The sequence below is a fragment of the Flavobacterium sp. 2 genome (genome assembly GCF_049949195.1).
Lineage (GTDB): Bacteria > Bacteroidota > Bacteroidia > Flavobacteriales > Flavobacteriaceae > Flavobacterium.
This window is the reverse complement of sequence record NZ_CP188206.1, coordinates 1,194,606-1,206,571: the sequence shown is the minus strand read 5'-3', so window position 1 is coordinate 1,206,571 and position 11,966 is coordinate 1,194,606. Positions and strand designations below refer to the sequence as shown.

General features: G+C 32.2%; 15 protein-coding genes. 6 read left to right on the top strand and 9 right to left on the bottom strand.

Translation table 11 applies throughout. The annotated features are described in order from the left end of the window. Nucleotides 1-8: 8 nt before the first annotated feature. The 4 genes from ACNFIH_RS05075 to ACNFIH_RS05060 all read right to left on the bottom strand — a co-directional run bounded on the left by ACNFIH_RS05075 (nt 9) and on the right by ACNFIH_RS05060 (nt 3,351). Nucleotides 9-413 (bottom strand): hypothetical protein, encoded by a 405-nt coding sequence (locus tag ACNFIH_RS05075; RefSeq protein WP_426485757.1) that lies wholly within the window; start codon nt 411-413, stop codon nt 9-11. A gap of 153 nt (nt 414-566) precedes the next feature. Further along, entirely contained in the window at nt 567-1,553 is a 987-nt protein-coding gene (locus ACNFIH_RS05070) for an aldo/keto reductase (RefSeq protein WP_426485756.1), read from the bottom strand. A 117-nt stretch (nt 1,554-1,670) separates the two neighbouring features. Then, nucleotides 1,671-2,558, bottom strand: coding sequence for a cysteine synthase CysM (gene cysM, locus ACNFIH_RS05065; RefSeq protein WP_426485755.1), 888 nt, complete (start codon nt 2,556-2,558; stop codon nt 1,671-1,673). 1 nt (nt 2,559) lies between these two features. After that, the gene (locus ACNFIH_RS05060; RefSeq protein WP_426485754.1) at nt 2,560-3,351 is read right to left on the bottom strand and encodes a serine O-acetyltransferase; all 792 of its coding nucleotides are present in this window, start codon (nt 3,349-3,351) and stop codon (nt 2,560-2,562) included. Nucleotides 3,352-3,533: 182 nt separating this feature from the next. Between ACNFIH_RS05060 and ACNFIH_RS05055 the strand changes: the two genes are divergently transcribed. After that, complete coding sequence (locus ACNFIH_RS05055; RefSeq protein ID WP_426485753.1) at nt 3,534-4,235, top strand: DUF1003 domain-containing protein; 702 nt, start codon at nt 3,534-3,536, stop codon at nt 4,233-4,235. A gap of 12 nt (nt 4,236-4,247) precedes the next feature. Here ACNFIH_RS05055 and ACNFIH_RS05050 read toward each other — a convergent pair whose 3' ends face one another. Then, on the bottom strand, nt 4,248-4,514 hold the full coding sequence (locus ACNFIH_RS05050; RefSeq protein ID WP_426486713.1) for a DUF2752 domain-containing protein: 267 nt from the start codon (nt 4,512-4,514) through the stop codon (nt 4,248-4,250). A 124-nt stretch (nt 4,515-4,638) separates the two neighbouring features. On the opposite strand from ACNFIH_RS05050, the gene ACNFIH_RS05045 reads away from it, so the two are divergent. Both ACNFIH_RS05045 and ACNFIH_RS05040 read left to right on the top strand, forming a co-directional pair. After that, nucleotides 4,639-4,824: a hypothetical protein gene (locus ACNFIH_RS05045; RefSeq protein WP_426485752.1), complete on the top strand. Its 186-nt coding sequence runs from the start codon at nt 4,639-4,641 to the stop codon at nt 4,822-4,824. Then, complete coding sequence (locus tag ACNFIH_RS05040) at nt 4,814-5,365, top strand: Smr/MutS family protein (RefSeq protein WP_035648597.1); 552 nt, start codon at nt 4,814-4,816, stop codon at nt 5,363-5,365. The genes ACNFIH_RS05045 and ACNFIH_RS05040 overlap by 11 nt, the downstream gene beginning before the upstream one ends. Before the next feature lie 150 nt (nt 5,366-5,515). On the opposite strand, the gene ACNFIH_RS05035 is transcribed toward ACNFIH_RS05040, so the two are convergent. Further along, complete coding sequence (locus tag ACNFIH_RS05035; protein WP_426485751.1) at nt 5,516-6,511, bottom strand: hypothetical protein; 996 nt, start codon at nt 6,509-6,511, stop codon at nt 5,516-5,518. A gap of 86 nt (nt 6,512-6,597) precedes the next feature. On the opposite strand from ACNFIH_RS05035, the gene ACNFIH_RS05030 reads away from it, so the two are divergent. Further along, nucleotides 6,598-7,722 (top strand): cysteine desulfurase family protein, encoded by a 1,125-nt coding sequence (locus ACNFIH_RS05030; RefSeq protein WP_426485750.1) that lies wholly within the window; start codon nt 6,598-6,600, stop codon nt 7,720-7,722. Between the two features lie 70 nt (nt 7,723-7,792). On the opposite strand, the gene ACNFIH_RS05025 is transcribed toward ACNFIH_RS05030, so the two are convergent. Next, nucleotides 7,793-8,353 (bottom strand): L-threonylcarbamoyladenylate synthase, encoded by a 561-nt coding sequence (locus ACNFIH_RS05025; protein ID WP_426485749.1) that lies wholly within the window; start codon nt 8,351-8,353, stop codon nt 7,793-7,795. A 189-nt stretch (nt 8,354-8,542) separates the two neighbouring features. Between ACNFIH_RS05025 and ACNFIH_RS05020 the strand changes: the two genes are divergently transcribed. Together ACNFIH_RS05020 and ACNFIH_RS05015 are read left to right on the top strand one after the other, a co-directional pair. Further along, entirely contained in the window at nt 8,543-9,316 is a 774-nt protein-coding gene (locus tag ACNFIH_RS05020; RefSeq protein WP_426485748.1) for a DUF5672 family protein, read from the top strand. Between the two features lie 15 nt (nt 9,317-9,331). Further along, nucleotides 9,332-10,099, top strand: coding sequence for a Kdo domain containing protein (locus ACNFIH_RS05015; RefSeq protein ID WP_426485747.1), 768 nt, complete (start codon nt 9,332-9,334; stop codon nt 10,097-10,099). Here the strand turns inward: ACNFIH_RS05015 and ACNFIH_RS05010 are convergent. Together ACNFIH_RS05010 and ACNFIH_RS05005 are read right to left on the bottom strand one after the other, a co-directional pair. Next, nucleotides 10,080-10,847: a glycosyltransferase family 2 protein gene (locus ACNFIH_RS05010; RefSeq protein ID WP_426485746.1), complete on the bottom strand. Its 768-nt coding sequence runs from the start codon at nt 10,845-10,847 to the stop codon at nt 10,080-10,082. The genes ACNFIH_RS05015 and ACNFIH_RS05010 overlap by 20 nt on opposite strands. A gap of 11 nt (nt 10,848-10,858) precedes the next feature. Beyond that, on the bottom strand, nt 10,859-11,923 hold the full coding sequence (locus ACNFIH_RS05005) for a glycosyltransferase family 9 protein (RefSeq protein WP_426485745.1): 1,065 nt from the start codon (nt 11,921-11,923) through the stop codon (nt 10,859-10,861). Between the last annotated feature and the right edge of the window lie 43 nt (nt 11,924-11,966).

Here is an 11,966-nt window from a genome sequence, read left to right as displayed (position 1 = left end):
TATTTGTTTTAAAAAGCGGTATTTCTTAAGAATACTGGTTTTCCATCAACACAACCAATTCCATCTGGTGGAACGGGAACATCACAGGTTGAAGAAATATTCCATTTTACATTAAATCCTGCTTTTGCGTCACTATAGGTTTTTACTTTAGCCAGAAATTCGGCTGTATTTATTTTTTTAGAATAAATAATGAATTTTTCAGGTCCGCCACAAGCTTTTGCGCCAATAGCAGTAAAATCCCAATCTTTAGAATCTGTGCAAGTTTGTGAATTCACTTGAGAAAGTGTCACAATTTCCTGATACATTGTTTCTAATTTTTGAATGTCCTCTTCCTGTTTATTATTACTGTCATCATTATTGCAAGACATAAAAATCACACAAAGAGCAGTTAGTATAAAACTTAATTTTTTCATGGTTAGTGATTGAAGGTTAGTTATATACATAGATGTGCGAATTCAAAAAAGGTTGCGTGGAGAAAGAAAGATGCTAAGTTGCTAAGATTCTAAGTCACTAAGATTAAAAAAACTTAGAATCTCAGAATCTTAACAACTTAGCATCTCAAAAAACTACCATAAATGATGAACCGATGGCTTTATGTATTTTTCATAAATCGCATTCATTGCGATGATTTTTTCAGGGCTTATTTTATGAAGGTCATAAACCGATAAATTCGATAATACATGATCTGCTTTTGAAGCGCCAGGAATAATGCAGCTGATTTCTTCAAAATTCAAAATCCATTGCAATGCAATAGGTGCAAGGTTTTGATTTTCTGGAAATAAAGCTTTTAATTCTTCAACGGCTTTCAATCCTAATTCATAATCAATTCCTGAAAATGTTTCGCCTTTATCAAAAGCATCTCCGTTACGATTAAAATTGCGATGATCCTGAGGTTCAAAAGTAGTTTTTGAGTCAAATTTGCCCGTTAATAGACCGCTTGCTAATGGAACACGTGCAATGATTCCGATATCTTTTTTCTTTGCTTCAGAGAAAAATAATTGAGATGGACGCTGACGGAACAAATTAAAAATAATCTGAACTGTAGTTACATTTGAATATTCAATTGCTTTCAAAGCTTCCTCAACTTTTTCAACACTTACACCAAGATTTAAAATTTTCCCCTGATCTTTTAATCGATCAAAAATTTCAAAAATTTCCGGACGATAATAAACTTCGGTAGGAGGACAGTGCAACTGAATCAAATCGAGAGTTTCTAATCCCATTCTTTTCAAGCTGTCTTCAACAAATTTCTGAAGCACTTTTGGCTGATAACCGTCGTTTACATGCGGATTAATTTGGCGTCCGCATTTTGTAGCCACATAAATACGTTCAGATCGGGAACGCACAACGCGTCCAACGGCAGTTTCACTTAGGCCATTTTCGTAAACATCGGCAGTATCAATAAAATTGACACCATTATCAATTGCTGTGTTTATAAGTGCATCGGCTGTTTTATCATCAAATCCTGATCCCCATTTGCCACCAACTTGCCAGGTTCCAAGTGAGATTTCTGAGATATTAAAGTTTGTTTTTCCTAGTTTTCTGTAGTTCATTTTTTTAAGGTGCTAAGTTGCTAAGGTTTTTATTTTAAGTTGCTGAGATGCTTAAATTGTAGATAAAGTGTGGAAACCTTAGAGTCTTAGCAACTTAGAACCTTAGCATCTTTTTTTTTAATCAAATAAATCTGAAGATAAATAACGGTCACCACGATCACAGATAACGGCAACCACAACACCAGATTCTAATTGTTCGGCGAGTTTAAGGGCAACAGCAACAGAACCACCACTGCTCATTCCGGCAAAAACACCTTCTTCAAGTGCTAGTCTTTTTGTCATTATTCTGGCTTCTTCTTCGCTTACATCTATAACACTGTCTACTTTTGAAGCGTCAAAAATTTTCGGCAAATATTCCTGAGGCCATTTACGGATTCCTGGAATTTGAGATCCATCGCTTGGTTGTGCACCAATAATCTGAATTGCTGGATTTTTTTCTTTTAGATAAGTCGAAGTTCCAATAATCGTTCCTGTAGTTCCCATTGCCGAAACAAAATGCGTTACAGTTCCGTCAGTATCATTCCAAATTTCAGGTCCGGTTGTTTTGTAATGTGCTTTCCAGTTGTCATCATTTGCAAACTGATTCAGCATCAAATAACCGCCTTCGGCAACTTTTTTGTCGGCATAATCTCTTGATCCAATAATTCCTTCATCGGCAGGTGTTAAAATTACTGTAGCGCCATAAGCACGCATGGTTTGAGTTCTTTCTTTTGTAGAATCTTCAGGCAAGACTAATTCGATTTCTATACCAAATAATTGTGCAATCATTGCTAAAGCGATTCCGGTATTACCGCTGGTTGCTTCGATTAGTTTATCGCCTTTTTTAATTTCGCCTCTTTCTAAGGCAGATGCAATCATATTGTATGCAGCTCTGTCTTTTACACTTCCGCCAGGATTGTTTCCTTCGAGTTTAAGCAAAAGCTTTACGTTTTTATTTTTAACCAAATTGACAGTTTCCATCAATGGAGTATTTCCAATTAGGTTAAGCAATTTCTGTGGACTCATTTTATTTTTTTTCTTTTATTTTTACTTCAGTTGTAGTGGTATTTAAAACAATAGAATCTGCCGGAATTGATTTTGTAATCCAGGCATTTCCGCCTACAATACTATTTTTTCCAATAATCGTTTCTCCGCCTAAAATTGTGGCATTGGCATAAATGCAAACATTTTTTTCTACAGTTGGATGACGTTTTGCATTTTTCATGTCTTTGCTAACACTCAAAGCACCAAGAGTTACACCTTGATATATTTTTACATGTTTTTCGATAACAGTTGTCTCGCCAATAACAATTCCCGTAGCGTGATCGATAAAAAATGGCGATGCAATTTGAGCTCCTGCATGAATGTCAGTTCCGGTAATTCGGTGTGCGTATTCGCTCATTAATCTGGAGAATAATAACAAATCAAGCAAGTATAATTCGTGGCTTAATCTGTAAATGGCAATGGCATAAAAGCCGGGATAACCCAAATATACTTCGTCAATACTGTTTGATGCCGGGTCATTTTCTAAAATATAGGCTGCATCCTGATTTAGTTTTTCTAAAACCGCAGGAAGTTTTTCCAGAAACTTGTCCCAAATAGATTCGCATAAATTTTCAGGTTTTTGACAGGCCAAAACTGCGATCTCTTTAAAGCGAATTTCAAGATCATTAATGCTTTCGTCTAAAGCGGCATTCGAATCAAAAAGAGTGTAAAAAAGCTTCTCAGTAAAGTCTTCTGTTTTAGTTTTGATTCCGTAATTTATGTTTGAATGGCTTTTTAAAGCTTTGATATTTTGTATGATAGTGTCTTTTGTCACAATTGATTAAATTGATTGGATATTTTGAAACGTTAAAAGTAAGGCGTTTTTTGTAAATACAGACAGGTTTTAACTAAAGAAATTTTGTATTGATTGTCGTATTTGTGATAAATCAGCGAAAGATAATTTATTGTAAAACTTAAAAACTTAAATGCTTAAATTAGCATGTAAAATTTATAAAAATGAAAAACAATTCAAGTTTTAAAAGCGCTATTTCGGGTATTGAATTTTCGGAAAACGAGAAAATCTACGGAAAATCAATTCATGATCCGATTTTAGGCCTAATTATAAAAGATCATCCCACTTTTTGTGATGATGATTGTATTTCGGTTCAGGAATTAAGTGAATATCGCCAAATGTATATTTCGAACTATTTGTCCAGAGAAATTGGAATGCTTTCGGATCTTGAACAAAGCGTTGTTTCCTCTTTAAAAGAAGATAAATCGATTGTGAGCATTGTTGAAGATGAAGACGAATCTCGAAATTTTGGACAAAAAGTTGCCGATCAAGTGGCTGATTTTGGCGGAAGCTGGACCTTTATTATTTCGTTTGTTGTTTTTATCGTAATCTGGATTGGCGCCAATGTATTTGTTCTATTGAACAAAGGTTTTGATCCGTATCCATTTATTTTGCTGAATTTGATTTTATCCTGTATTGCAGCATTGCAGGCGCCGGTCATAATGATGAGTCAAAATCGTCAGGAAGAAAAAGACCGTAGCAGGGCAAAAAAAGATTTTATGATTAACTTAAAATCAGAATTGGAGATCAGAATGATTCATGATAAAATCGATCATTTGATAATGCATCAACAACAGGAATTGATCGAAATTCAAAAAGTGCAAATCGAAATGATGAACGATATTTTAAGTCAGATCAAAAAATGATTCTTACAAAAATTACAAATAAAAGTGTTTGAGGAAATAGCCAGCAATTGCAAAAACAAGATTCAGCAAAGCGAAATTCCAAACCAGTTTTTTATTCTTTTTTGATTTGTTGAAAAAATAAAAAACTACAAAACCAAAAAATAAAAGAGTAGAATAAAGCGCAGGATACATTTTGAAAGCGGCTAAAAATTCACCCTGAAAAAGTAAGAATAAAGCACGTTGAAAACCACAGCCCAAACAATCAAATCCGAAGTAGGTTTTGAACAGGCAAGGGATCATGTAATTTTCTAAATTCAAGAGTATGTTTTTTGCAATTTTACAAAAAAATATTGGATAACATTTTGGAAGAACCAAACTGCTATTTTAAAGTTTTATACTTTTGAATTCTTATAAACTAAAAAAAATGAAAGTTTTTAAAATTTTAATAATGATTCTTGCGATTGGAGTAGCGTTGTATGAGCAAGTTTCTGAAGAAAAAAATATCTATATCATGATTATTGCAATTGTAGTTTTCATGTATGGAATGATGCAATTGAGTGCGAAAACACCAAGTAAAAATCAAGATAAAGAAGAAGACGATGTTGAGTAAAGGAGATAAGGTTTCGGTTTTAGACGAAGCTATAAACGGAACGGTTGTTTCTGTGAAAAATAAGGAAGTTTTGATTGAAACTGAGGATGGTTTTATGATGACATTTTTTGTCAACGAATTGCTTAAAATACAAGATTCCAGTAATTTAATGAATTCTATTAAAAGAATTGATTTAGATTCGATTTCAAAAGAGAAAGCAGAGCCAAAACCAAGAAGTTTTGTGAAAGAAAAGAAAGATAAACGCGAAATTTCGGCTCCGGAATTTGATTTGCACATCGAAAAATTGGTTCCAAATAAACGCGGAATGTCAAATTATGATATTCTAACTTTGCAAACTGAAACAGCAAGAAGGCATATAGAATTTGCAATAAAAAACAGGATTCCAAAAATCGTTTTTATTCACGGTGTTGGCGAAGGAATTTTAAAAGCCGAACTTGATTTTTTATTAGGCCGTTACGACGGAATAGATTTTCAGGATGCCAATTATCAAAAATATGGACTTGGTGCAACCGAAGTTTATTTTAGACAAAACAATAAATAATTTATTTTTTATGCTTTAAAAATTGTTGTTTTTAAGGCATAAAAAAAATCCGTTTTTCATTCTGGTTCGATTAGCGAAATCAGCTTGAAAAACGGATTTTTTTTGTAGGAATTTAAAAGTAATTTTTTATCCTTCTTTTTAAATTCCTTTTTAAGGTTTAATGGTTGTCACTGTTCCTAGAACAAATTCAGTTGCCAGTTTAAAAGTACTGTTTCCTTGTTTCATACTTGCATTTCGTAATATGATTTTATGCTTGTAAACTTGAAGCGTATGTGTTGTAGTAACTTCGATAATACCACTTACATTTTCTTTACCAGTTACACCTATCCAAGTTTCTTTTACCGTTGGGCTTGTTGGCGTAGTATTGGTACAATAATAATCTCTTACAGGTTCAGGTAAATTGTTGTTGTATGTTCTGTAATAAACATTATTTGAAATAACTGCCGGGCTGCCACTACTAATATTGATCAAGCTTTTTCTTGGTTGTCCAATAGGTGTATCTTCATCTTTAATTAAGTCTTTATCTAAATTTTCAATTACTAATGAATTTGATAAATTGTTATTGTAAACTTTTTTCTGAACATCACAATACTTTGCTACTTCATCTGTAAAAGCAACTACAACTGGAGTAACGGTTGTTTTAAAATCTCCAAAAACAAAGTTATCTTCAACCTGAGTTGGTCCTGGTTTAGAAAAGGTAATTCCGTTGAAAGTAATATTATGATTATAGCCTTCAATTTCTGTATGTCCATCTGAAGGAGGGGGAGTTTTGTAAATTGGTGAAGTAATAATTTCCATTTCTCCGCCAATTGCGTACCATTCCTGATTAATATTTGGAGTTGCTGGTGGTATTGCATCACAAATATTTGATTTTGTTATCACGCCATCATAAGTTCTATAAAAAAAGCGATAGTTACTATTGTCAAGAGTGTAAGTTAAGGTATCAGGCTGCGTTGCAAGTTTACCTGCTGGCATTTGCAAAATGATAGCTTCCTGAGGCTTAAGTTTATAGATCAAAGTATTGGTTGTAGGATCACAACTTGTTGCGGTCACATCTTTAAAATCAATCGTTTCTACAGTTAAATCACCATCATCACAACCGTTTAATAAAAACGCAAAGAATAGAAGGCTTACATATTTTTTCATCGTAATTTTATTTGGGTCAAAAATAGTGAAAATTTTGGCAAATGATATTGAAGATTGGACAATTGATATTTCATAACTTTGCAGTAATGAAAAAAGTATATCTCGACAACGCCTCTACAAGCGCTATACGCCCTGAAGTAATTCAGGAAATGACAAAAGTTATGACGGAAGATTTTGGAAATCCATCTTCTACACATAGTTTTGGGCGAAATGGAAAGACCATTTTGGAACTTTCCAGAAAAAGCATTGCAAAACATTTAAATTGTTCGGCTCAGGAAATTATTTTTACTTCTGGCGGAACAGAAGCTGATAACTGGATTTTACGTTCAGCAGTTGAAGATTTAAAAGTGGAACGAATTATTACTTCAAAAATTGAACATCACGCTGTTTTATATGCGGTTTTAGCGCTGGAATCAGATTACGGAACTCAAGTTGATTATGTAAATGTAAATCCGGATGGAAGTATTGATTTGACGCATTTGTCTAATTTATTGTCTGAAGATAAAAAGACGATTGTTAGTTTGATGCATGTTAATAATGAAACCGGAACAATTTTAGATTTGGAAAGAGTTGGAGTAATCTGCAAACAATATAATGCGTTATTTCATTCAGATACGGTACAATCTGTTGGAAAAACGGAGATTGATCTTCAAAAAATACCGGTTGATTTTATAGTGGCAAGTGCGCATAAATTTCATGGCCCAAAAGGAATTGGATTTGCCTTTGTTCGCAAAAATTCAGGTTTGCAGCCTCTTATTTTTGGAGGGGAACAGGAAAAAGGACTTCGTGCCGGAACCGAAGCTGTTCATCAAATTGCCGGAATGGCAAAAGCATTAGCTATTTCTTATGAAAATTTAGATCAGGAAAGAGCTTATATTTCAGATTTAAAAACATACCTGATCGAGCAGCTTGAAATTCATTTCCCAGGTTTTAGAATTAATGGAAAAAAAGAAGATTTCTACAATATCATCAATATTATTTTACCTTTTTCTTCAGATAAAACTTCAATGCTATTGTTTAGTCTCGATATGAAAGGAATTGCAGTTTCAAGAGGAAGTGCCTGCCAGTCGGGAAGTATCAAGCCATCGCATGTTTTAAAAGAAATGTTATCGGAGACGGATTTAAAATTACCAAATCTCCGAATTTCATTTAGTCATTATAACACTAAAGAAGATATCGATTGGCTTATTGAGAGTCTTAAAACTGTTTAAAAGTTTCAGGTTTCAAGTTTCACGTTCACTTAAAGCTTGAAACCTGAAACCTGAAACTTGAAACAAAAAATTATTTACGAATCACTTTAACCTGTGAATCGTTTGTCAATTTTATTATTGTAGAAGATTTTCCGTTGATTTTATCCTGATTCAGTTTTACAACATAATCAACACCATTAATAATTTCGGGACTAATATCTTTAAAGCTTAGAGGTGTTGGTTGTCCTGAAATATTTGCTGAAGTTGAAACTAAAGGTTTTTTCATTCTTTCCATCAATTTGAAGCAGAAAGGTTCTTTTACCAAACGTACTCCTAAAGATTTGTCGGCAGCAATAATATTTGGAGCAACATTTCTGGCATCGTCAAGAATTAAAGTGGTTGGTTTTTCAGATAAATCCCAGATCTGCCAAGCAACTTCGGGAATATTTTTGAAAACATTGTATATCATTTTTTCTCCGTTCATCAAAACAATCATACTTTGAGTTTCGGCACGTTGTTTTAATTTATAGATTTTTGCAACAGCTTCAGCATTAGTTGCGTCACATCCAATTCCCCACACTGTATCAGTCGGATAAAGAATGATACCGCCTTCTTTGATAATTTCGTAAGCTTTGATTATTTCTTCGTTCATTGTAAAAAAAGAGTATTATTATAATGCAAAAATAATCTTTCTAGTTGGTAAAAAGTTGAAATTTAATTCAGAATAATGAAGTTTTTGTAATTTATAAGGTTATTTTTGTTGCTCGAGTTAGAATTCGCAAATAAGACGCTTGATGAAGCGACATTTGAGGTTCAATTTAATATCAATTTTAAACAAAATATGTCTAAAAATCTAGTAAAAGTTGTTATTCCTGTGTATAAGGAATATTTTGGTGAACTTGAAGAGAAATCATTTTTACAATGTTGTAAAGTCTTAAAAGATTATGAAATTGTAATTGTGCATCCTGAAGGATTAAATCATTCTTATCTTTCGGAGAAACATCAAAATTTGACTTTTAAAAGCTTTTCTAAAGATTATTTTGCGACTATAGATGGTTATAATGAATTATTATTACGACCAGTATTTTATGAAAGCTTTTTGGATTCAGAATATATTTTGATTTATCAGCTGGATGCTTTTGTTTTTAAAAATGAATTGGCGGAATGGTGCAATAAAGGTTATGATTATATTGGCGCGCCCTGGATTGCAACTTCAAAAAATTCTTTATCAAATAAAATAGCAAGTTTGTTTTGGTCAAAAAAGAAAAAAGAGCGTCAGCAGATTTTCTTTAAAGTTGGTAATGGAGGTCTTTCTTTACGTAAAGTTGCTTCACATTTTGCTATTGCAAAAGAACAAGAACAATTTATTTCTGATTTTTTAACAGAAAAAGAGAAGAAATTACATGCAACCGAAGATGTTTTTTGGTCTTTGAAAGCAATAGAATTTGATTCTGATTTCAAAATTCCAGATTATAAAGAAGCCGTTTATTTTGCAATAGACAGAAAGCCTGATTTAGCAATGAAATTAACAAACAATGAACTTCCGTTTGGTTGTCATGCTATAAATAAGCCAAAAGTGATTGATTTTTGGAAACCAATACTAAATCAATATTAATTTTTTTAATTAAGTATGATTACAAAATTTAAATTTTCTGATTCAATAGTAAGTTCAAAAGATGTTCTTTCGGCTATCAAAAATTTTGATTCTGCGGGTGAACTTTTTGGCTATGGCGTTCGAAATAAAATTAAATTGATTCCTGTAAATGGGAAAACAATTAATATCAAATCGTTCAAAATTCCGAATATCATCAATAAAATTGCTTACAAGTATTTCCGAAAATCAAAAGCAAGACGTTCGTTCGAATACGCTACAATTTTGCTGGAAAAAGGAATTGGCACGCCTATGCCGATTGCTTTTCTTGAAAACTTCAATTTTATTGGTTTAAAAGACAGTTATTATGTAAGCGAGCATTTGGTTACAGAATTAACGTATAGAGAATTGGTCGAAATTCCTGATTATCCGGATCGTGATAATATTTTAAGACAGTTTACAAAATTTAGTTTTGATTTGCATGAAAAGGGAATTGAATTTCTCGATCATTCACCTGGAAATACATTAATTAAAAAAAGAGATGAAGGTAAATATGATTTCTTTTTAGTTGATTTAAACCGAATGAATTTTCATGAATCCATGTCTTTTGAAATGCGCATGAAAAACCTTTGCCGCTTAACGCCTCTAAAAGAAATGGTTGCTGTAATGAGTAACGAATATGCCAAATATTATCCTGAATCTGAACAAAAGATTTTTGATACTTTATGGAAAATGACAGCCGATTTTCAGGAACAGTTTTATAGAAAAAAACGTCTAAAAAAGAAACTTAAATTCTGGAAAAAGTAATTCTTTTAAGTTCTTTATAACGGACAAAAATACTATAAGCATTTAAGTAACAAATCGTAATTCCTTTTGCGCCATCTAAAATGCCAAGCCGAATTAGATATTGATATAAAAAAGTATAAATAGGATGGAAAACCATTAAAAAAAGAGATGGTTTCTGTCCTTTTTTTAATTTTTCATTAGCCTTGAAAACCCCATATTTATACATTTTTTCTTTGTAATCCTGAAAAGAAATATAGGAGAAATGAATAATTTTATTTTTTAAGACAGCAATTTTACCATTTACAATAAGCTTTTCGTGCACCATTCTTTCTTCATTGTATCTGCACTTTGATTTATTGAAAAGCCTAAAAATTTTATCAGTTTGCCAGCCGCTGAAATTCAGTTTTCTATTCTTGAACATAAAAGTTCGGTAAATCAAATACGCACTTGCAGTATTTTGATTATTAATTGTAGAAAGAATTTCCAATTTTAATTCAGATGTGAGTTTTTCATCTGCATCAAGAAATAAAACCCATTCGTTTTTTGCCTGATCTAAGGCAAAATTACGCTGAGAAGTATAGTTGATAAATTGATTCTGAATTAGTCTGACATTTAAAAAAGATTCCACAATAGCGACAGTTTGATCAGTGCTGAAGGAATCTACAACAATTATTTCATCGGCAAAATCAATATCTTCTAAAAGTGATTTTATACGATGTTCTTCATTTAGCGTAATAATCAGAACTGATAATTTTTGCTTTTCATTCATTTGAATGCTTTTCAATTTTTATATTCCTGAAAATAAGCTTCCAATTTTTTAAGCATAAGTTCTAAAGGATACTCTGCATAATATTCAAAAGTATGCTCTTTAATGTATTCTTCTGTGTGCTGTGCGTAGATTTCTGGTTTTAAGTCTTTTAAATGGATTGATACATTTTTTGCTTCATTTTCAAATGTTTGCCAGGTTTCTTTTCGCACCGATGGTGTAAAAATGGAGAAAGTCGGGATTTCTAATGCTTTTGCCATATTTACGGCTCCGCCTTCGTTTCCTATTAACATTTCACATTGAGAAAGCAACGCTAGAAACGGACGAAGTTCAGTGCAATACAAATCAAAAATAATGTGCTTTTTAGTTTCTTCAGAACAATAATTATAAACTTCTAAAGCTTGTTCTTTTTGATCCGGAATATAATTGAAAATAATCGTCGCATTCGTTTTAGCAACAGTAAAGTCGATAATTTTAGCCATTCCGTCTAAAGGATAGGTTTTGTAGAATTCGCTTCCTAAAATACCAAACATAATTAATGGTTTTTCAGTATCGACATTATAGCTTTTTAGTAGATTTTTAGCTTCAATAATTTCAGATTCTTTCAGAAATATTTTTGGTTTTACATCTGTAATTTTTTCTGAAATGAACGGTTTTAGAAGCATTAATCTGTTTTCAATTGCCAATCCAAATTCTGATTTTACGGCATCTAATCGCTCATAGCTGTAATTATAAAACACATTAGAATACCATTTCGAATACGAAACTTTATACTTCGCACCAGAAAATAAGGTAATCAAATTCGTTTCTAATTTACTGTACACATCAATTACGGCATCGTATTTTTTTCTTCTAATTTGAAAAATAAATTTAAATAAAGACGGAATTGATTTTCGTACCGTATTTGTCAACGGAATAATGGTATCAATATTCGGATTTTCCTTTAGTACATCCACAGAATTTGGATAACACATATAGTCGATCTTTGATTCTGGAAACTTGGCTTTTAAGTTGTTACAAATTATTGTACTTGTTAATACGTCTCCAATTCTTTTCTGCTGAATAACTAATATCCTCATTTATTTCTATGTTCAATTTGTAGGCTAAAGTACAAACAATTTT

Bases quoted from the DNA above. Each gene is read 5' to 3' on its own strand.
- ACNFIH_RS05075 (WP_426485757.1), bottom strand. From the start codon at position 413: ATGAAAAAATTAAGTTTTATACTAACTGCTCTTTGTGTGATTTTTATG.
- ACNFIH_RS05070 (WP_426485756.1), bottom strand. From the start codon at position 1,553: ATGAACTACAGAAAACTAGGAAAAACAAACTTTAATATCTCAGAAATC.
- cysM (WP_426485755.1), bottom strand. From the start codon at position 2,558: ATGAGTCCACAGAAATTGCTTAACCTAATTGGAAATACTCCATTGATG.
- ACNFIH_RS05055 (WP_426485753.1), top strand. From the start codon at position 3,534: ATGAAAAACAATTCAAGTTTTAAAAGCGCTATTTCGGGTATTGAATTT.
- ACNFIH_RS05050 (WP_426486713.1), bottom strand. From the start codon at position 4,514: ATGATCCCTTGCCTGTTCAAAACCTACTTCGGATTTGATTGTTTGGGC.
- ACNFIH_RS05045 (WP_426485752.1), top strand. From the start codon at position 4,639: ATGAAAGTTTTTAAAATTTTAATAATGATTCTTGCGATTGGAGTAGCG.
- ACNFIH_RS05040 (WP_035648597.1), top strand. From the start codon at position 4,814: ATGTTGAGTAAAGGAGATAAGGTTTCGGTTTTAGACGAAGCTATAAAC.
- ACNFIH_RS05035 (WP_426485751.1), bottom strand. From the start codon at position 6,511: ATGAAAAAATATGTAAGCCTTCTATTCTTTGCGTTTTTATTAAACGGT.
- ACNFIH_RS05030 (WP_426485750.1), top strand. From the start codon at position 6,598: ATGAAAAAAGTATATCTCGACAACGCCTCTACAAGCGCTATACGCCCT.
- ACNFIH_RS05025 (WP_426485749.1), bottom strand. From the start codon at position 8,353: ATGAACGAAGAAATAATCAAAGCTTACGAAATTATCAAAGAAGGCGGT.
- ACNFIH_RS05020 (WP_426485748.1), top strand. From the start codon at position 8,543: ATGTCTAAAAATCTAGTAAAAGTTGTTATTCCTGTGTATAAGGAATAT.
- ACNFIH_RS05015 (WP_426485747.1), top strand. From the start codon at position 9,332: ATGATTACAAAATTTAAATTTTCTGATTCAATAGTAAGTTCAAAAGAT.
- ACNFIH_RS05010 (WP_426485746.1), bottom strand. From the start codon at position 10,847: ATGAATGAAAAGCAAAAATTATCAGTTCTGATTATTACGCTAAATGAA.
- ACNFIH_RS05005 (WP_426485745.1), bottom strand. From the start codon at position 11,923: ATGAGGATATTAGTTATTCAGCAGAAAAGAATTGGAGACGTATTAACA.